Origin of the sequence: Desulfovibrio mangrovi (assembly GCF_026230175.1) — a bacterium.
Classification (GTDB): domain Bacteria; phylum Desulfobacterota; class Desulfovibrionia; order Desulfovibrionales; family Desulfovibrionaceae; genus Halodesulfovibrio; species Halodesulfovibrio mangrovi.
In genome coordinates this window covers 1,922,641-1,940,518 of sequence record NZ_CP104208.1, presented here as the reverse complement: position 1 = coordinate 1,940,518, position 17,878 = coordinate 1,922,641, and the positions used below count along the sequence as shown (strand labels likewise).

The following is a 17,878-nucleotide window of genomic DNA, read 5'->3' as shown; positions in this document are numbered from 1 at the left end:
CCTCACTAAGGGAGCAGGCATGATCAATCTGGATATTACATTAGTTATCCAATTGGTGAACTTCCTCGTCGTGCTGTTTGTCTTGAACGCTCTCCTGATTCGTCCGATTCGGGAAATCATCAAGCAGCGGCAGGATAAGATGTCGGGTCTGCTGGGCGATGCTGAACAGTTTGTTGGTTCTGCGGAAGCGAAACTCAAGAACTATGAGGCTGCCCTTACCGAAGCACGCAAGAACGCCACCGCTGAGCGTGAAAAGGTAAAGGAAGCGGCACTCGTCCAGGAAGCAGGCATCCTCGCCAAAGCCAACCAGGAGGCGCAGGCTGTTATTTCCGCTTCTAGGGAAAAGGTGACCGCCGACGTCGCCAAGGCTATGGAGACTCTCAAGGGCCAAGTGGGTGCCCTTGCTGGTAAAGCCACGGCCAAAGTGCTCGGATAAGCACGCGCAAGCGTTGAAGGAGGGTTCGCTTTGAAAGGGCTTAGAATTCTAACCGGTGCATTGGCGCTTACACTGCTCGCAGTTGTGGCAGCCGTAGCATCCGAGGCCGCGGGCGGTGGTCATGAGTTGCCTTGGGGCAACTTCGCAGCTCGCGTCGTCACCTTTGCCGTGGTGGTAGGGGTAATCTGGTTTAAGGCTGGCAAGAAGATCGTGGGCTTCTTCTCCGGTCGCCGCACTGGCATTGAGCAGGAACTTGCGGATCTCGAAACCCGTAAGACCCAGGCTCGCAAGAGCCTTGCCGATGTCGAGCAGCGTATTGCCAACATCGAGGCCGAGCGTAATGAGATTATCGCTGAGTACCGTGCTCAGGGTGAGCGTATCAAGGCAGCCATCATTGAGAAGGCTGAACAGACCGCTTCCCAGATTACGGCACAGGCCACCAAGACCGCTGAGACTGAAGTGAAGCAGGCCGTTGAGCAGATGCGTGCTGAAATGGCCGAACTCGTTGTAAGCGCCGCCGAGCAGATGCTCGCCGAAAAGCTGACCAACGAAGATCACGAAAAGCTCATCGATAAATACTTAACGAAGGTGGTGCTCAATTGACCGGCAATATCGTAGCACGCAGATACGCCAGGGCACTCTTCTCCATCGGTAAGAAAGCCGGTGCGAAGGAACTTGATTCCTTCGGACAGGAACTTGCCTCCCTGGCGAAGGCCATTGAGGGCACGCCTGAGCTCGGTAAGGTGTTCCGCAACCCGATCTTCTCTCAGGAAGAAAAGCGCGCGGTCATCGAAAAGGTTCTCGACAGCGTCAAGGCAAGCGCGATCGTCCGCAACTTCTGTTTCCTGCTGGCGGAAAAGGATCGACTTGCACTGATTCCTGACATTCAGGCGTTCTACAACATTCTGCTCGACGCTGAGCAGGGAGTTGTTCGCGGTGAGCTCATCACTGCGGTAGAACTTCCCGAGGCGAAGCGCGAGGCGGTAAAAACCCAGCTGGAAAAACAAGCAAACCAGAAGCTCATCCTGGACTTCGGCGTTAACAAGGGCATCCTTGGTGGCGTTCTGCTGAAGATCGGCGACCAGGTGCTTGACGCGAGCCTCCGCGCTCAGCTGGGTATCTTGAAAGAAAACATCAAGAGGGGTGAGTAGGGCCATGCAGATTAAAGCAGAAGAAATCTCCAAAATCATTGAAAGCCAGATCGAGAATTACGAACAGCGCGTCGAAATGAGCGAAACTGGTACCGTTCTCTCCGTTGGTGACGGTATTGCTCGTGTTTACGGCGTTCGTAATGCCATGGCCATGGAACTTCTTGAGTTCCCCGGCGGCCTGAAGGGTATGGTTCTCAACCTTGAAGAAGACAACGTGGGTGTCGCTCTTCTCGGTGCAGATACTGGCATTAAGGAAGGCGACCCGGTAAAGCGTACCGGCCAGATCTTCTCCGTTCCCGTGGGCGACGCCGTTATCGGTCGTGTTCTTGACCCCCTGGGTCAGCCCCTCGACGGTCTGGGACCTGTTGAATCCAAGGACATCCGTCCCGTGGAACTCAAGGCCCCCGGCATCATCGCTCGTAAGTCCGTTCACCAGCCCATGCCTACCGGCATCAAGGCTATCGACGCCATGACCCCCATCGGTCGTGGTCAGCGTGAACTGGTTATCGGCGACCGTCAGGTTGGTAAGACCGCTGTTTGTATCGACGCCATTCTTGCTCAGAAGGAAACCGGCATTAAGTGCTTCTACGTGGCCATTGGTCAGAAGAAGTCCACCGTTGCTCTGGTTGCCGACACTCTGAAGAAGTACGGCGCGATGGCTTACACCACCATCATCTCCGCAACCGCTTCCGAGCCTGCACCGCTGCAGTTCATCGCTGCTTACACCGGCTGCACCATGGCTGAATTCTACCGCGACGGCGGCCAGCACGCTCTGATCATCTATGATGACCTTTCCAAGCAGGCTACCGCTTACCGCCAGATGTCCCTGCTGCTTCGTCGTCCTCCCGGCCGTGAAGCTTACCCCGGTGACGTTTTCTACCTGCACTCCCGTCTGCTGGAACGTGCAGCTAAGGTAAACGACAGCCTCGGTGCCGGTTCCATGACCGCACTGCCCATCATCGAAACTCAGGCTGGCGACGTATCCGCGTACATCCCGACCAACGTTATCTCCATTACCGACGGTCAGGTGTACCTGGAGCCCAACCTGTTCAACGCTGGTGTGCGTCCTGCAATTAACGTTGGTCTCTCCGTTTCCCGAGTTGGTGGTGCGGCGCAGATCAAGGCTATGAAGCAGGTTGCCGGTACCATGCGTCTTGACCTTGCCCAGTACCGCGAACTGGCTGCCTTCGCGCAGTTCGGTTCCGACCTCGACAAGGCTACCCAGGCAAAGCTGAACCGCGGTGCACGTCTGGTTGAGCTGCTCAAGCAGCCCCAGTACGAGCCCATGCCGTTCAACGAGCAGGTTGCTTCCATGTACGCTGCTACCCGTGGCTTCATGGACGACGTGCCGGTTAACAAGATCCGTACTTTCGAAAGCGCCTACATTGAGTTCCTGCGCAACGCCAAGGCCGACATCCTTGCCGACCTGAAGGCACGTGAAGTTATTGATGCGGACATCGAAGGCCGCCTGAAAGCAGCAATCGAAGAGTTCAAAAAAAGCTTCGCGGCTTAAGGACGGGGGTATCATATGGCCTCGTTGAAAGACGTCCAACTACAGATCGCTGGGGTTAAGAAGACCAAGCAGATCACCAAAGCCATGAACATGGTGGCTTCGGCGAAACTGCGCGGTGCCCAGACGCGCATAGAGCGGTTCCGCCCCTACGCGGATAAGTTCTATGACATGCTGGGCGACCTTGCCAGCAAGGCGGACGAGAACACCCATCCGCTTCTTGAAGTCCGTGAGGAAATCAAGACCTGCGGTATCGTTCTCGCCACCTCGGACCGTGGCCTCTGCGGCAGCTTTAACGCAAACCTCATTAACGAGGCGATTAAGCTTGCCAAGGCGAAGGCCGCCGAAGGAAAGACCGTTAAGTTCTACTGTGTAGGCAAGAAGGGCCGCGATGCCATCCGCAAGACCGATTTTGAGGTCGTGAAGGGCATCGGCGACGCCATGGGTGGCTTCGATTTCAGCCTTGCCAACGAGCTGGGCATGGAAGTTATCCACTCCTACCTTACCGGTGAATTCGACGAAGTCGTTCTGGTGTTTGGTGAGTTCGTCAGCATGGCGAAGCAGATTCCTACTACTCTCTCTCTGCTTCCCATTGCTCCTGCTGCCAAGGAAGAGGAAGTACCCGCTTCCGGCGTGCAGAAGGAGTACATCTACGAACCCGCTGTTGAAGGTCTGCTGGCAGAACTCCTGCCCCGCTTTATCAAGGTTCAGGTATACCGTGGACTGCTCGATACCTCTGCTAGCGAACACGCAGCACGTATGGCAGCTATGGATAACGCGACCAAGAACTGCGACGAAATGGTGCAAAACCTGACGCTCATCTACAACAAGACGCGTCAGGCAGCCATTACCAGTGACCTCATGGATATCGTCGGCGGCGCAGAAGCGCTGAAAGGATAAGTAAGGGAGCGAAATCGTTATGGCTAACGTAGGTAAAATCGTTCAGGTTATTGGCGCCGTCGTGGACGTTGAGTTCGCTGATGGCAACCTGCCGAACATTCTCAACGCGATTAAAATCGTGAACCCCAACAACACGGATGCCCCCGAGCTGATCTGCGAAGTTGCGCAGCACCTTGGTGACAACGTGGTTCGTACCATCGCCATGGACGCTACCGAAGGTCTCGTTCGCGGCATGGAAGCAGCTGACCTTGAAGCACCCATCTCCGTACCCGTAGGTGCTGCTTCTCTCGGCCGTATCATGAACGTTGTTGGTAACCCCGTGGACGAAATGGGTCCCATCAACGCCAAGAAGCGTCTGCCCATTCACCGCCCCGCACCCGAGTTCACCGAACAGGACACCACTGTTCAGCTGCTCGAAACCGGCATCAAGGTTGTTGACCTTCTGATCCCCTTCCCCAAGGGCGGCAAGATGGGTCTCTTCGGTGGTGCAGGCGTGGGCAAGACCGTTATTCTGATGGAAATGATCAACAACATCGCTAAGCAGCACGGCGGTATCTCCGTGTTCGCAGGTGTTGGTGAGCGTACCCGTGAAGGTAACGACCTTTACCACGAAATGAAGGAAGCAGGCGTTCTGGAAAAGGCCGCACTTGTGTACGGCCAGATGAACGAACCGCCCGGAGCACGTGCTCGTGTTGCTCTGACCGCTCTTGCTTGTGCAGAGTACTTCCGTGACGAAGAAAACCAGGACGTGCTCCTGTTCGTTGATAACATCTTCCGCTTTACCCAGGCAGGTTCCGAAGTGTCCGCACTTCTCGGCCGTATGCCTTCCGCGGTGGGTTATCAGCCTACTCTGGGTACCGACCTTGGTGGCCTTCAGGAACGTATTACCTCTACCACCAAGGGCTCCATTACCTCGGTTCAGGCAGTTTACGTTCCTGCGGACGACTTGACTGACCCCGCACCGGCAACCACCTTCTCGCACCTTGACGGTACGCTCGTTCTTTCCCGTCAGATCGCGGAACTTGGTATCTACCCTGCGGTTGACCCGCTGGACTCCACCTCCCGTATTCTTGACCCCAACGTAGTTGGTGTTGAGCACTACAGCGTAGCTCGTGAAGTTCAGATGGTTCTTCAGAAGTACAAAGACCTTCAGGACATCATCGCGATTCTGGGTATGGACGAACTGTCCGACGATGACAAGCTCACCGTTGCTCGTGCACGTCGTATCCAGCGCTTCTTGTCTCAGCCCTTCCACGTTGCAGAAGTGTTCACCGGTACCCCCGGTGAGTACGTGAAGCTGGAAGACACCATCAAGGCATTCCGCGGAATCCTGAATGGTGAATACGACCACATGGCAGAAAACGATTTCTACATGGTGGGTGGTATCGAAATGGCTGTGGAGAAGTACAACAAGAACAAGGCCTAACTCAAGGGAGGTGACCTCTTATGGAAAAGTCTCTCCAGCTTGAGATCGTGACGCCGGACAAAGTTGTCCTGAGCGAAGCGGTGGACTACGTGGGCGCCCCCGGTTTTGAGGGTGAGTTCGGTATCCTGCCGAACCACATCCCCTTCCTGGCCGCCCTGCGCATCGGAGTCCTGCACTACAAGGCTGCCGGAAAGACTCGCGAAGTCTTCGTATCCGGTGGTTTTGCAGAGATCTCCGATAACAAGGTGTCCATTCTGGCCGAATCCGCCGAACGCGCTGAAGACATCGATGTCGAACGTGCACGTAAGGCAAAAGAGCGTGCGGAAGCACGCATCGCACAGGAACGCGAAAAGATCGACTACGCTCGTGCACAGGCCGCTCTCCAGCGTGCTCTGCAGCGCATCAGCGCATCTCGCAAGTAGTTCCTGATCATGCACTGACAGCGGGCTGCCCGAAAGGGTGGCCCGCTTTTTTTATGGCTGCTGTAGAACCTTGACGTGCAGGCGGAATGGGGATGCTTGGCTTGCACCATATTTTCGTGTGGAGTATGCAACAGGCATGAAGCTTGCGCACGTGACATATCGCATTCCGCAGGGCTTACCCGGCGTTGAACTGCTTTCCTGTCCGCATGCAGAGGTGGACTTTCCTCCCCATGTTCACGATGCGCTGACAATCTGGCTCAACGACAGCGGGGGGGAATACTTCCGTTTCAAGGGCAATACTTCGGTGCTGGGTATGAATGCCTTCGGGGTTGTCAATCCTGGTGAAGTGCACGCCAACAGTGCAGTGGAAGCGGGTCCACGCAATCTGCGAACCATCTACGTGGATACGGACTGGGCCGAATCCTTTTTTCATGAAGCCCAGCGCACCATGGTTGATGGCCTGTATGATGACCCTGAACTGCACAACAGGCTTGCCGGAATGCACGAAGCCCTGTGGCACACTGCTGACCCACTTGAAAGCCAGATCTTGTTTACGCAGGTGTTCGGCCAGCTTTGTTCGCGTCATGGTGAAGGAAATCGCCCTGCAGTCCATCGCCTGTTGGGGAGTGAATCATGGCGGTTCCGGACGGTTCACGAATTGCTGCAGGATTCGTTCAAAGAGGAGCACTCCCTGCTGTCACTCTCAGAGGCGGCGAATTGCACTCCGCAGCATCTGATCCGCCTTTTCCGAAGATATACCGGCGTATCTCCCCATACCTATCTGGTTTGCCTGCGTGTTGCGCATGCCAAGCACCTGCTCCGACTTGGCCATACCGTTGCTGATACCGCAGCAGCCTGTGGTTTTGCGGATCAGAGCCACTGCACCCGGTGGTTCCGCCGACTTGCTGGAACGACTCCTTCAGCCTACAGAGCTTCCGTCGTTTCCTGAACACGTTCATTTTGTTCAAGCCCCCCTCGTTTTTTTTGTTGCATGAAGAGCTGAAGGAGATCGTATGCACCCACATCTTTATGCGTTTGCAGCAATTCTTTGCTGGGCAAGCCTGCCTGCAGCTACCGGCAACTGCCTTGATGGGTTATCCGTAACGGAGTTGCTCTTTTTCAGCTTCGTCCCTGCTGCGCTCTATCTGGCAGGGCAGGAAATAGTGTTGCGCCGTTCCCTGCGAATTCCGATACCCTCTTTCAATCTTTCACTTCTCGGTGTCATCGGCATTTTCGGATATCACTGGGTGTATTATCTCGCACTGGATCATGCCCCTGTCGTGGAAGGTGCCATTCTGGCTACGACATGGTCGTTTTGGATTGTCATTATCTCTTCAGTGCTGCGTTGCGGGATGCTGCGCCTCACCACTTTGGGGTTGGCTGTGCTCGGCATGTATGGGGCGTATCTTGTCATTGCAGGGGGCAGGGGGCTTTCTTTTGATGCTGCCTACCTTGAAGGCTACATATATGCCCTCGGCTGCGGGTTCATCTGGAGCGGGTTTTCCGTAACACTTTCCCGTTGTCACCCCGCGGAGGATTACATGCCTGCTTTCACAATTTTCGCGGCACTGATTTCCTCTGGCATGTTCATCGTGCACGTGTATGGCACTACCGATTACGCGTTGCCGCCGGTATCGGTTCTGCTGTCAGCGCTGTATCTGGGATTGGTGCCATTGGGACTCTCTTTCACGTTGTGGAACAAGGCTGTTGTGCACGGCAACATGACAATCGTCGGCTATCTTAGTTATCTGACCCCGCCGTTGGCTGTGCTGCTTGTGGCTGTAGTCCGTCAGGCCCCGGTTCCCGTTCATGCCGTTGCCGGACTTGTCTGCATCCTTGCCGCAGCCATGCTGGGGCGTTTGCAGTTGCGCGAATAGCCTCGCTCCTGCCTTCACTTCCAATGGCTTCAGTCATGGACTGTATCGTTCAACAGGCCGCGATATGTCCTTGTTGTTGGTCGGTTATGGATGAAACAGCCACTCAACTGCTTTTGTTTGCTATCTGATCTCCCTAAAATGTCATGATGTGTGTTTGCGCTGGACAACAACGGGTATGACCACGTATTTTTCAGCGGTTTGAGCGTTTTTGATTATAGATGCAAACTTTCCGGAGACGATATGTCCTCTAAAAATATGATAGGTGCCCTTGTCCTTGCCGCCGGTAAGGGAACCAGAATGCATTCCGACAAGCCCAAGGTGTTGCAGCCTTTGTTGGACGAACCCATGCTGCGTTACGTGTATACGGCGCTTGATCCCATTTTTGGTGACGGCATCTGGACCGTCATCGGGCATGGTGCGGATATGGTGCGCAAGGCCTTTGAGATGGAATCGCGTAATTTCGTGTTGCAGAGCGAACAGCTTGGCACCGGGCATGCGCTGCAGGTGGCATGGCCTGAGATTGAAAAGGCGGGAATCAACCGCGTGCTGGTAGTGAACGGCGACACGCCGCTGCTGCCGCAGCCGCGCCTCATGGCGTTCATGAAGGAAGTGGTGGATCGTGACGCGGACATCGGCTTCATGACCTTGACCTTGGCTGATCCGGCTTCCTTCGGCCGAGTGGTGCGTCATAACGGCGATGTTGCCGCCATCGTGGAAGCCAAGGATTTTGATGAAAAACTGCACGGGCAGGAGCCGAACGAGATCAATGCAGGTATCTATCTGCTCAAGCTTGAAACCATTGCACCGTTGCTGGACAAGCTGCAGAACGCCAACAAGAGCGGCGAATACTACATTACCGACCTCGTGGAGCTGGCCGTTGCCCGCCGCATGAAGGTTTGCGGTGTGGATTGCGGGCAGGATCCCCATCTGCTGGGCATCAATAACCCTGCGGAACTCGTTCGTTCGGAGTCGCTCCTGCGCACCAATCTGGTGCTCGAGTGGCTGGAGCAGGGCGTGATGATCCATGCGCCGGAGACGGTTCGCATCGGCCCGATGGTTTATCTTGAGCCGGGGGCCATTCTGCATGGCCCCTGCGAGCTCTATGGCAATACCGAAGTACACAAGGGCGCTTCCGTGCAGTCCCACACGTGGCTGCGTAATGCCACTGTGGCTTCCGGTGCCGAAGTGCGCCAGTTCTGTCACATAGAGGGCGCAGAGATCGGACCGGATTGCATCGTTGGGCCTTATGCTCGTCTGCGTCCGGGGGCCGTGCTTGAGGAAGCCTCCCACGTCGGGAATTTTGTCGAATTGAAGAAGTCCGTACTGGGCAAAAAATCCAAGGCCAACCATTTCACTTATCTTGGCGACACCGAGGTGGGCGAGGGCGTCAACATTGGTGCCGGAACCATCACCTGCAACTATGACGGGGTAAACAAGCACAAGACCATTATCAACAATGGTGCCTTCATCGGCTCCAATTCTTCGCTTGTGGCCCCTGTGACCATCGGTGCGAACAGCCTTGTAGGGGCTGGATCGGTGATTACCAAGGACGTTCCGGACGATTCGCTTGCCATTGGCCGCGGTGTGCAGAAGAACCTGCCCAGAAAACGGAAGTCTTGATTTCAACTGACAAAAAGGATACGAGTTTGTCATGGAGCTTATAGACCAGTTAGAACAGCGTATTGACTCCCTTCTTGAGACGGTAGCCATCCTCAAGGAAGACAACAGACGCCTCAAAGAAGAGGTTGATCTGGGGCTTTCCGTATTGGAAGATGAAAACCGGGAACTTAAGGAACAGCTCGAACTGGAGCGGTCCACGCAGGACTCCGTTCGTCAGCGGATCGACGCCCTGTTGCTGAAACTGAAAGACCAGACCGGGGGGTCGTAGTGCGCGATGCGCAGTTATAACCTGAATGTCTTGGATCTTGAGGTCTCTTTCAAGGCGGAGGCTGACCCCTCCAGGGTTGAGCGCGCCAAAAAATTGGTAGAAGAGCGTTATAATAAGCTCAATTTTCCAGGAAGGCAGATTAGCAAGGAGAAGCTTCTGACGTTTCTGGTATTAGGACTGGCTGACGATCTCTTGCAATCCGACCGCAAGCTTGAAGTGCTGACAAGACGCATGGAAAAGCTGGTGGATAAGATAGATAGCGGGAATATCTGACCCGCAGCCCTCGGGCTTGATACGGTAACAACCCCCTGGGGTGTGCGTGATGATAAGCCGATGCTGGCCTCACAATCATACAATTGGGAGCCTGACCGGCGCACCGGTGTGCAAGCCCGAACCATTCGGGAAGCCTGAAGGAGCGTCCAAGGAGCCCACCTAAGGACCACATGGTCCTGCATTGGTGAGTCACACGGCGCTTCGGGGTTACCCTAATCTCAGCCCTTCACAGCCGTGCCGCGTTTATGAATAGATGCGTGGCAGGCTTGATCTAGTCCGGTACCGGATCCTCCCCTCTCCATGCTGCCTCCTGTGTAGCAGGCGCAACGTCGCGTCATAACAATGGACCATTCGGAATGGGGCTTCCGAATGCTATGGGAGTAACAGCATGAGTCTGATGTCCATCGGGCTCGTCCTGCTGGGTGCCATTATCGGCGCAGCAACCGGATATGCGATGCATAAGGTCATTTCCTCCAAGCGTCTGAACGATGCTCAGGAACTGGCGAATCGCATTATCGAAGAAGCGCGCAAGGAAGCACAGGCCCAGAAGAAGGAAATTATCCTTCAGGGGCAGGACGAGATATACAACCAGAAACGCACCCTTGAACAAGAGTTCAAGGAGCGCGAAGCAGAGATAAAGAGTCGCGATCACAAACTGCAGGAGCAGTCCGAGCGCCTTGAGCGCAAGCGTGAGCAGGCGACTCAGAAAGAGCAGGAACTGCTCGTTCAGGAAAAGGATTTCACCCGCAAGGAGCGCAAGCTGGAAGAGCAGGCTGCTTTGTTGGATGAAAAGGTTCAGGAGCAGGAACTTCGTCTGCAGGAAGTCTCCGGACTGACGGCAGATGAGGCCAAAGAGCGCCTGTTCGAAGAGATCGAATCCCGTACCAAGCATGAAGCCGCAAAGATGATGCGGCAGATCGAGGCGGAAGCCAAGGAAACCGCAAGCCGCAAGGCCAAGGAAATTCTTGCGACCGCCATTCAGCGTTATGCGGGCGACTACGTGGGCGAACAGACCGTTACCGCTGTTACCCTGCCCAGCGAAGATATGAAGGGTCGCATTATCGGTCGCGAAGGTCGTAACATCCGTGCGCTTGAAGCAGCCACCGGTGTTGACCTGATCATCGACGACACTCCTGAAACCGTCATTCTTTCCGCTTACAGCCCGTTGCGCCGCCAGATTGCAAAGATGGCGCTTGAGCGGCTCATCAGCGACGGCCGCATCCACCCTGCCCGCATTGAGGACGTTGTCCGCAAGGTGCAGCAGGAATTGGAAGTACAGCTGCGTGAAGTGGGCGAACAGGCAACGTTTGACGCCGGTGTGCATGGTATTCATGCCGATATCATCAAGCTGCTCGGTCAGCTCAAGTACCGCACCAGCTTTTCCCAGAACGTGCTGCAGCACTCGCTGGAAGTGGCTTCCCTGTGCGGCATGATGGCTGCAGAACTCGGCCTTGACGTAAAGCGCGCCAAGCGCGCCGGCCTGCTGCACGACATCGGCAAGGCTGTGGACCACGAAGTGGAAGGTCCCCACGCCATCATTGGTGCCGACCTTGCCAAGAAGTACGGCGAAAGCAAGGAAATCATCCACGCCATCGCCGCACACCATGAAGATCAGCCGCCCAAGTCTGCCTTGGCTGTGCTTGTGCAGGCCGCGGACTCCCTTTCCGGTGCCCGTCCCGGCGCCCGTAAGGAACTGCTTGAAAACTACGTGAAGCGCCTTGAAGATCTGGAAGGCATTGCCACCGCGTTCGAAGGTGTTTCCAAGGCATACGCCATCCAGGCTGGCCGTGAAATCCGCGTTATGGTCAACTCCGACAACGTGGACGATGACACCACGTACCTGCTGTGCAAGGACATTGCCGAGCAGATCGAGAAGAACCTTACGTACCCCGGCCAGATTCGCGTTACGGTCATTCGTGAGCGCAGGGCCGTAGGTTACGCCAAGTAGTTCCATCATCTCGTGTGATGACAGGGGCCGCCTTCCGGCTGGAGGGCGGCCCTTATTGTTGCCGCTGCCTGCGAGTTTTTCCTGATTTGACTTGTACGGTGTTTGTTTCTTGTTGTACTATGTGTAATGCTGGATGATTATCGTTATGAATAGTAAAGTATTGCCATGGTTTTTCAGCATTTTTTACTTTTGCGGGAATTGATTTGGAATTAGCGGGTACTCGTCGCCTGTTGCAGGGCTTCCGGAAGGTCAGGGTGAGCGTTGTGCCCCCCTCCGAGGGGTCTTGAATGGGCGATAACAATCACATAATTGGAATCGGTGAGCTTGCCGCTTCCGCAAAACCGGAGGCGGTGCTCAAGACCTTCGGTCTTGGGTCGTGCGTTGCGCTCATTCTCTATGATCCGCGGACTACCGTCGGCGGCATGGTGCACATTGCATTGCCGGACTCCTCCATCAGCAACAGGGGCAGAAGTAATGACGAGGCCCCCGGTTATTATGCCGACAAGGGCGTTGAGCATTTGCTGCGGCATATAGGGCGACTCAGAGGTAATCCGTTTGCCACGGGTTTGAGCGCCGCGCTTATCGGTGGAGCCAGCGTGCTGCCCAACAGCAGCCGTTTTTTTATCGGCCAGCGGAATGTGCAGGCTGTACGGACGTTACTCTCTAATCGGGGCATCCCCATCAGATTGCAGGATGTGGGGCTGGAGCTGAGCCGGACGGTCTTTTTTGAGGTGGGCGAGGGCAAGATTACCGTGGTGTCACCCGGCCGCAAGCACATTGTCATGTCCATGCGGAATGGGGGAGGGGTATTGTATGATCGATAAGACAACCCTGATAGCCACAGTGCTGCAACGTGCGGCCAAGCTGGAGAGGGGGCACTGTCTTGATGTCCGCACCTACAAGCGGAACCGGTCTGTCGCGCTGGTCCGCACCGGTTATGATGCCTTTACGGTTATTGAGGATGGATTTGAGCAGGAGCGTTGGGAAGAGGTTTCAATGGAGAAACTGAAACGTCTTCTCAAGCAGCTTTTGAAAAAGGAATTCCCCCGCAGCCACAAGGTGCGGTTGTACACGATGTCCTCATATGAAGAGGCCAATGTGAACCGTATGGGACACGGAGCAGGCAGGTTCGGCGACGAAGACGATTAGTGACCCGAGTAGTCCATCACCTGATTCAGTCCGGCCTCGCTGCGTGTGATGAGCCCGTCCTGGATGCGGTAGCGTGTCAGGGTCCATTCGTCCATGTCGATGTAATCAATGCGTCCTTCAGACCCCTTACCCAGATGGGGTTTGATGGCTTCGATAAAGTCGTCGATCATGAAATACATGCCTTCATGGCTTATGAGGAGCATGTCCCCTTCCAGCGAAACACTCTCGTCTGCAACGCGCTGCGCTGCCTGCAGCAACTCATTCCCTGCCGGAGAAATGCTTCCGTATACCTTGATGATGATCTGTTCCATGGGCGTGGACGGTGCCGTTTTTTCAAAGGAAAGGCAAGCCTGTGCTGCGGTGCCTAGAGTGTGAATTCCCCGTCTTCGTATATGGTCTTGCGGGTTCCGTCCTTCAGGATGGCGGTTACCCGCTTGCGCTCCGTATTGACGAGGTCCCAGTGCAGGATGGACGAGTTGAAGCCGAGCGAACGACGGAGTTCTTCATCATACGCCGTGACGTCTCCGGCAAGGGTGTTGTTGTAGGCATTGCCGAGGGCAATATGCATGGACCCCCACGTGCCGCCGTGGTTTTCGTCGTACAGGGTGTTGGCCATGAAGGCGGAGATGCGTGAAAAGCGCTTGTCCACCAGTGCGAATTCACCGACACGGGCTGCGCCCTCGTCCAGATTCAGTTGCTTGACCACAAATGCCTCGCTGTGCGCGGCCTGCATGGCGGTAACGCGTCCTTGTTTGAACTCCAGCCGTACATCGCTGATGATGTTGCCGGAACGGAACGACGGGAGGTTGGAGGTGTATACTCCTTCCACTGTTCTGTAGTCCGGTGAGACATATAGTTCAAAGCTGGGCAGGTTGCGTCCCGTGAGGCCTGCCCAGATGCGGCGTTCGCCCACCTTGAGCAGCAGGTCCACGGAATCCGATTCCACGCGCAGGGTGCAGTTGCCGAGACTGGTCAGTTCTTCGCGCAGGGCTTCAATCTGTTTGGCCAGCAGACGCCATTTGTGAGTCGGCGTACCGTCATCCAGATAGCAGGCGAGTTTTATCTGCCGGGCATATTCTTCAAGGGAAAGGCCCGCCTGAGCGGCCAGTGCCTGCGTAGGGTACATGCAGAGCGTCCAGCCGAAGGAACCCATCTGTTCCCGTGTATTCATGATCTGGCGCAGGGGGTGGCGTGATTTCTGTACGAGGTTGAGCAGTTCCGGATCAATGCTCGCCAGATGGGTGAGCGAAGAAGGCGCTATCAGACTGATGGAGCCGTTCAGGTGGTTGTAGAGATCCTTGTCTCCCGGAGTGAGGGTGGAGAGGCGTTTGTTGTTGGCCTTGGTGTAGCGGTCGTATTCCATTCGCGGTGTCGGCAGGGCCCTGTGGATGGGAATAAGGCCGCGATCATGCAACTGGGCGCAGACCTCTTCGGCAAGCGGCAGGGCTTCATGGTCGTAATTGACCAGAATGAAATCGCTTTTGGCAAAAGCCTTGCTGCGGCCCTTTTGCAGGCCCCAGATAATGACGTCCGCATATTTTTCCAAGGTCAGGGTATCAAACATATTGCCTCCTGATTAGAACCCTCGCGCACTCTGCGGGAATAGGCAAGGAAATACCTCTGCAATCAGCACTGGTTGCCTTATTTTTCATAGCGGTTTATCTTTGGGTGGTGACTAGGTTGTGGATAGGGGGCACGACATTGTGCTCCGGTCCGTTCTGCCATGCCGTGATGGCCTGCATTTCCTGTTGTTGCCAGAATTTCAACACTGGAGAGAACTATGATTGTCAGGTGTTGGGGTGCACGAGGATCCATTCCCGTTTCGGGGGAGGAGTTTCTGCGCTATGGCGGCGCCACCACTTGCATGGAACTGCGTACAGCCAGTGACGAGGTCATCATCATAGATGCCGGTACCGGCATTCGTCAGTTGGGCAACAAGCTGCTTGCCGAGAAACGGAGTCGTTGCACACTGTTTTTTACCCATGCTCATTGGGATCACCTGATGGGGTTTCCCTTCTTCAAGCCCATTTACCGGAAGGATTTTTCCCTGACCGTATACGGTTGTCCCCTTGAGAGCGGCGATATGAAGCAATTGCTTTCGGGGCTCATGTCTCCGCCGTATTTTCCGGTTCCGCTTCATGGATTGGATGCCGAGGTGCAGTGGATGCAGAATACGCCTGCAGATGCTCCTATTCAGGTGTGCGGGCTGGATGTGCAGAGCATTGCTCTGAACCACCCCAACAACGGGCTTGGGTATAAATTTACGGAAAACGGCAGGACGTTTGTCTTTTTGACCGATAATGAACTTGACGGGACGCACCCCGGCGGACGGAGCTATGACGAATATGTGGAGTTCTGCGCCGGTGCCGACCTTCTTTTTCATGATGCGGAGTTCACTGAAGAGGAATATCGGTACACCAGAGGCTGGGGGCACTCCCCGTGGCGCAGGGCTTTGCAACTGGCCATGGATGCGAAGGTGCGCCAGTTTGGCCTCTTCCACCACAACCAGGATCACTCTGACGAAATGATTGATGACGTCGTCAAGCGCTGCCATGCTGTGCTGTTGCAGCAAGGCGTTTCCATGCATTGCTTTGCAGCCCGTATGGGTATGGAGATTGATCTGTCATGATCAGGCGGTTGTTTGTGGCAGTGATGACCAGCGGAGTGCTGCTGCTGGCATCTGGAGCCGGTTCCCCCGTTTGCGCATGGCAGACCTTTGACGTGGAGCATGTCTACCACATGGGAGACAACGACTCCCGTTCCGAGGCCGTTCGCATGTGTTATGCGGAGGCCGAGCGAAAGGCGCTGGAGCGGGCTGGCGTGTACATGGAGTCCCGTACTGAAATTGCCAATTTTTCTCTTGAGCGGGATGAGGTATACAGTTTTACGGCCGCAGTGCTGCAGGTTGAACGTCTGGGCGAAGAAGTGCGCCTGGATGGGCAGCATATGTCGGTCCACTGCAGAAGCAAGGTTTCTTTCAATACGCAGGATGTGCTGGAACGGCTTGAGCAGATAGCAAAGACTCCCGCCCTGCGGGATGAGCTTAACGCCTCGGGCAGGGCTGTGAATTTCGCTCGGCAACGGGTTGCTGAAATGGCTCCTCTGTCTGACGGATATGCTCCCATGCCGCCTCTCTCTGACGGTCAGCAGGCAAAGCCGGCACCTCCCCCGTCTCCCCGGCCTTTCGACGACCGGGATCGGGAACGTGCTCTGCAGGATCTGGATGAGCTGAAGAGGAAGCGCGATGCTGTTCTCCGCAGGAATCTGCAGATGAGCAAGGCCGGACGTGTCACCATTGCACGGGGCATGACGCCGGAACAGGTGCATGAATTGATGGGCCCCCCGCAGGCCCGGAGAGAAGCGCCCCGGGGAGGACACACATATATCTGTGAACGATACGGATCGTTGTGGGTTGTGTATCAGGATGAAGCGGCCATGTGCCTGCGCAGGCAACTGCAGCAACGTCCGGCAGAGGGCCTGTGTCATTGTGCGGGGAGCGCCGATTCCTTTGTCTGGAGATGACCTTCCGTTAGGTTTATTCATGAAAAAAACAAGCCCCTGTCGAATTCGCGGCAGGGGCTTTTCTCTTATCGGTCGTGCAGGCGGGCCGGAAAAATGTCGTCGCGGGCAATCAATTTTGAAAAATATAATAGCCCGCTCCTTAGCGTAGTGTAATCTGGCCATATGGATGTTTGTCGTCGAACGTTTTCGATGACAACAGGGAATGATGGACCGGTTTGCAGCACCCGGTCTCCCGTGCGGTTAAGCAGCGAAGCCGCACCATTCATCATCCTCCTCCCTTGCAGCGTCGGCCGCGTCTACTACCCCCAGACGCGGCCGATCTCTTTTTTCATGGAAATTCAGGATGCTGAGGCCCGCAGCATGTTACTGTCCCGCAGGCGGTGCGGATGTGCAGTGTCCCCGGCTTGTGGCCCAGTGGTAATTCTCGCAGACCCCGAGAGCGCAGGCCGTGTAGAAGTCGCGGCACATGGGAGAAAAGTCTTCGTTGACGAGGTGCGCCGAGCCGCGGGAGCGGAAGAAATCGGCGTTGCGGGGCTGAAGACGGATGGCGGCATCATAATCGGCAAGAGCCAGTGTGGTGAGGTGAAGGCGCACATATATTGTGCCTCTGTCATGCAGGGCCTGTGCAAAATTGGGCATGAGGTCAAGGCACCTGTCGAGCGCATTCAGGGCATCTTGTGTACGCTGGAGCTGATAATCCGCCGTGCCCTTGGCGTACCAGAGCAGAGGGTTGTCCGGTGCCAGTTCAATAGCCCTCTTCATGGCAAGGGAAATCGGCTCCGGTTGCGTCCACAGTCCGTTCTGCAGGCTTGCCAGCTGTTCGCGAAGCAGGGTGAGGGCATGAAGTTCGTTGGCGATGTCGGTGAACTGGGGTTCAAACTGCTTGTTCAGCGCATCTGCCGGTGCCGCCATGTCAGGCATGGAGGCAGTCAGTTGTACGAAGCGGCGCAGAATACGCTGTTCATGATCGAGAGCCTTGCGATGCAGCAGGAGCTGCAGTGACTGCAGCAGGGCATCCTTGAGGCGCACGGGAAAGTTCTTGGGGGGGACTACTGTAGCCGTTGACCGGACGCCAAGGTCAGGCGCCTTGCCTATCTTTTCTTGCTCGGTGATGACTGCACGGTAGAGCATCCATGCAAGGGGCTGGGCATCTCGCAGTACTTGCGGGTCGGTTTTTTCGTAGCCCATTCGGGCCAACTGCACACTTTTATCCCGGTCAAGCCACTGGGCGGCTTTCTGCATGGCTCCTATGCGGGCCATGGCTTCAGTCACACGCACTGCCACAGGCAGGCCCAGCTCCCCGCCAAAGGCTACTGCCACGGAGTGTTTGAATGCAGGGGCAGCAGCGGGCTGCGCCTGACAGGGTGCCCCCGGGC

20 protein-coding genes and 1 other RNA gene are annotated in these 17,878 nt (G+C 55.8%); 18 read left to right on the top strand and 3 right to left on the bottom strand.

Going from position 1 to position 17,878, the window contains the following annotated elements; translation table 11 throughout:
- The first annotated feature begins 19 nt into the window (after positions 1–19).
- From N1030_RS08995 to N1030_RS08920, 16 genes are all read left to right on the top strand, one after another.
- Positions 20–436, top strand: a complete 417-nt coding sequence (locus tag N1030_RS08995) for an ATP synthase F0 subunit B (protein ID WP_265828969.1) — start codon at positions 20–22, stop codon at positions 434–436.
- A 30-nt stretch (positions 437–466) separates the two neighbouring features.
- Positions 467–1,039, top strand: a complete 573-nt coding sequence (locus tag N1030_RS08990) for an ATP synthase F0 subunit B (RefSeq protein ID WP_265828968.1) — start codon at positions 467–469, stop codon at positions 1,037–1,039.
- Positions 1,036–1,587, top strand: coding sequence for an ATP synthase F1 subunit delta (gene atpH / locus N1030_RS08985; protein ID WP_265828967.1), 552 nt, complete (start codon positions 1,036–1,038; stop codon positions 1,585–1,587). The genes N1030_RS08990 and atpH overlap by 4 nt, the downstream gene beginning before the upstream one ends.
- A 4-nt stretch (positions 1,588–1,591) precedes the next feature.
- Positions 1,592–3,100: a F0F1 ATP synthase subunit alpha gene (atpA, locus tag N1030_RS08980; protein ID WP_265828966.1), complete on the top strand. Its 1,509-nt coding sequence runs from the start codon at positions 1,592–1,594 to the stop codon at positions 3,098–3,100.
- A 15-nt stretch (positions 3,101–3,115) separates the two neighbouring features.
- The gene (locus N1030_RS08975) at positions 3,116–3,997 is read left to right on the top strand and encodes a F0F1 ATP synthase subunit gamma (RefSeq protein ID WP_265828965.1); all 882 of its coding nucleotides are present in this window, start codon (positions 3,116–3,118) and stop codon (positions 3,995–3,997) included.
- Positions 3,998–4,016: 19 nt separating this feature from the next.
- A complete protein-coding gene (atpD, locus tag N1030_RS08970) occupies positions 4,017–5,423 on the top strand; it encodes a F0F1 ATP synthase subunit beta (RefSeq protein WP_265828963.1) in 1,407 nt (468 codons plus the stop codon).
- Between the two features lie 20 nt (positions 5,424–5,443).
- Complete coding sequence (locus N1030_RS08965; protein ID WP_265828962.1) at positions 5,444–5,845, top strand: F0F1 ATP synthase subunit epsilon; 402 nt, start codon at positions 5,444–5,446, stop codon at positions 5,843–5,845.
- Positions 5,846–5,981: 136 nt separating this feature from the next.
- The gene (locus N1030_RS08960; RefSeq protein ID WP_265828961.1) at positions 5,982–6,794 is read left to right on the top strand and encodes a helix-turn-helix domain-containing protein; all 813 of its coding nucleotides are present in this window, start codon (positions 5,982–5,984) and stop codon (positions 6,792–6,794) included.
- Between the two features lie 64 nt (positions 6,795–6,858).
- Positions 6,859–7,722, top strand: coding sequence for a DMT family transporter (locus N1030_RS08955; RefSeq protein WP_265828960.1), 864 nt, complete (start codon positions 6,859–6,861; stop codon positions 7,720–7,722).
- 240 nt (positions 7,723–7,962) lie between these two features.
- On the top strand, positions 7,963–9,342 hold the full coding sequence (gene glmU, locus N1030_RS08950; RefSeq protein WP_265828959.1) for a bifunctional UDP-N-acetylglucosamine diphosphorylase/glucosamine-1-phosphate N-acetyltransferase GlmU: 1,380 nt from the start codon (positions 7,963–7,965) through the stop codon (positions 9,340–9,342).
- A 31-nt stretch (positions 9,343–9,373) separates the two neighbouring features.
- Complete coding sequence (locus N1030_RS08945; RefSeq protein ID WP_265828957.1) at positions 9,374–9,610, top strand: cell division protein ZapB; 237 nt, start codon at positions 9,374–9,376, stop codon at positions 9,608–9,610.
- A 6-nt stretch (positions 9,611–9,616) separates the two neighbouring features.
- Positions 9,617–9,883 (top strand): cell division protein ZapA, encoded by a 267-nt coding sequence (zapA, locus tag N1030_RS08940; RefSeq protein ID WP_265828956.1) that lies wholly within the window; start codon positions 9,617–9,619, stop codon positions 9,881–9,883.
- Positions 9,884–9,912: 29 nt separating this feature from the next.
- A non-coding RNA gene (ssrS, locus tag N1030_RS08935) (6S RNA) lies at positions 9,913–10,095 on the top strand.
- Between the two features lie 176 nt (positions 10,096–10,271).
- Positions 10,272–11,831, top strand: coding sequence for a ribonuclease Y (gene rny / locus N1030_RS08930; protein ID WP_265828955.1), 1,560 nt, complete (start codon positions 10,272–10,274; stop codon positions 11,829–11,831).
- A 287-nt stretch (positions 11,832–12,118) separates the two neighbouring features.
- Complete coding sequence (locus N1030_RS08925; RefSeq protein WP_265828954.1) at positions 12,119–12,655, top strand: chemotaxis protein CheD; 537 nt, start codon at positions 12,119–12,121, stop codon at positions 12,653–12,655.
- Positions 12,645–12,980: a hypothetical protein gene (locus N1030_RS08920; protein ID WP_265828953.1), complete on the top strand. Its 336-nt coding sequence runs from the start codon at positions 12,645–12,647 to the stop codon at positions 12,978–12,980. Before N1030_RS08925 ends, N1030_RS08920 begins: the two co-directional genes overlap by 11 nt.
- Here N1030_RS08920 and N1030_RS08915 read toward each other — a convergent pair.
- Together N1030_RS08915 and N1030_RS08910 are read right to left on the bottom strand one after the other, a co-directional pair.
- Positions 12,977–13,291, bottom strand: a complete 315-nt coding sequence (locus N1030_RS08915) for a hypothetical protein (protein WP_265828951.1) — start codon at positions 13,289–13,291, stop codon at positions 12,977–12,979. The genes N1030_RS08920 and N1030_RS08915 overlap by 4 nt on opposite strands.
- A 53-nt stretch (positions 13,292–13,344) precedes the next feature.
- Positions 13,345–14,544: an aminopeptidase gene (locus N1030_RS08910; RefSeq protein ID WP_265828950.1), complete on the bottom strand. Its 1,200-nt coding sequence runs from the start codon at positions 14,542–14,544 to the stop codon at positions 13,345–13,347.
- A gap of 216 nt (positions 14,545–14,760) precedes the next feature.
- Here N1030_RS08910 and N1030_RS08905 point away from each other — a divergent pair, with 216 nt between their 5' ends.
- Positions 14,761–15,609, top strand: a complete 849-nt coding sequence (locus N1030_RS08905; protein WP_265828948.1) for an MBL fold metallo-hydrolase — start codon at positions 14,761–14,763, stop codon at positions 15,607–15,609.
- Positions 15,606–16,502: a hypothetical protein gene (locus tag N1030_RS08900; protein ID WP_265828947.1), complete on the top strand. Its 897-nt coding sequence runs from the start codon at positions 15,606–15,608 to the stop codon at positions 16,500–16,502. The genes N1030_RS08905 and N1030_RS08900 overlap by 4 nt, the downstream gene beginning before the upstream one ends.
- A 363-nt stretch (positions 16,503–16,865) precedes the next feature.
- Here N1030_RS08900 and N1030_RS08895 read toward each other — a convergent pair whose 3' ends face one another.
- Positions 16,866–17,822: a tetratricopeptide repeat protein gene (locus tag N1030_RS08895; protein WP_265828946.1), complete on the bottom strand. Its 957-nt coding sequence runs from the start codon at positions 17,820–17,822 to the stop codon at positions 16,866–16,868.
- Positions 17,823–17,878: the final 56 nt, after the last annotated feature.

Bases quoted from the DNA above. Each gene is read 5' to 3' on its own strand.
- zapA (WP_265828956.1), top strand. From the start codon at position 9,617: ATGCGCAGTTATAACCTGAATGTCTTGGATCTTGAGGTCTCTTTCAAG.
- N1030_RS08905 (WP_265828948.1), top strand. From the start codon at position 14,761: ATGATTGTCAGGTGTTGGGGTGCACGAGGATCCATTCCCGTTTCGGGG.
- atpA (WP_265828966.1), top strand. From the start codon at position 1,592: ATGCAGATTAAAGCAGAAGAAATCTCCAAAATCATTGAAAGCCAGATC.
- N1030_RS08920 (WP_265828953.1), top strand. From the start codon at position 12,645: ATGATCGATAAGACAACCCTGATAGCCACAGTGCTGCAACGTGCGGCC.
- N1030_RS08975 (WP_265828965.1), top strand. From the start codon at position 3,116: ATGGCCTCGTTGAAAGACGTCCAACTACAGATCGCTGGGGTTAAGAAG.
- N1030_RS08900 (WP_265828947.1), top strand. From the start codon at position 15,606: ATGATCAGGCGGTTGTTTGTGGCAGTGATGACCAGCGGAGTGCTGCTG.
- N1030_RS08915 (WP_265828951.1), bottom strand. From the start codon at position 13,291: ATGGAACAGATCATCATCAAGGTATACGGAAGCATTTCTCCGGCAGGG.
- N1030_RS08995 (WP_265828969.1), top strand. From the start codon at position 20: ATGATCAATCTGGATATTACATTAGTTATCCAATTGGTGAACTTCCTC.
- N1030_RS08955 (WP_265828960.1), top strand. From the start codon at position 6,859: ATGCACCCACATCTTTATGCGTTTGCAGCAATTCTTTGCTGGGCAAGC.
- N1030_RS08925 (WP_265828954.1), top strand. From the start codon at position 12,119: ATGGGCGATAACAATCACATAATTGGAATCGGTGAGCTTGCCGCTTCC.
- rny (WP_265828955.1), top strand. From the start codon at position 10,272: ATGAGTCTGATGTCCATCGGGCTCGTCCTGCTGGGTGCCATTATCGGC.
- N1030_RS08960 (WP_265828961.1), top strand. From the start codon at position 5,982: ATGAAGCTTGCGCACGTGACATATCGCATTCCGCAGGGCTTACCCGGC.
- N1030_RS08910 (WP_265828950.1), bottom strand. From the start codon at position 14,544: ATGTTTGATACCCTGACCTTGGAAAAATATGCGGACGTCATTATCTGG.
- N1030_RS08965 (WP_265828962.1), top strand. From the start codon at position 5,444: ATGGAAAAGTCTCTCCAGCTTGAGATCGTGACGCCGGACAAAGTTGTC.
- atpD (WP_265828963.1), top strand. From the start codon at position 4,017: ATGGCTAACGTAGGTAAAATCGTTCAGGTTATTGGCGCCGTCGTGGAC.
- glmU (WP_265828959.1), top strand. From the start codon at position 7,963: ATGTCCTCTAAAAATATGATAGGTGCCCTTGTCCTTGCCGCCGGTAAG.
- N1030_RS08945 (WP_265828957.1), top strand. From the start codon at position 9,374: ATGGAGCTTATAGACCAGTTAGAACAGCGTATTGACTCCCTTCTTGAG.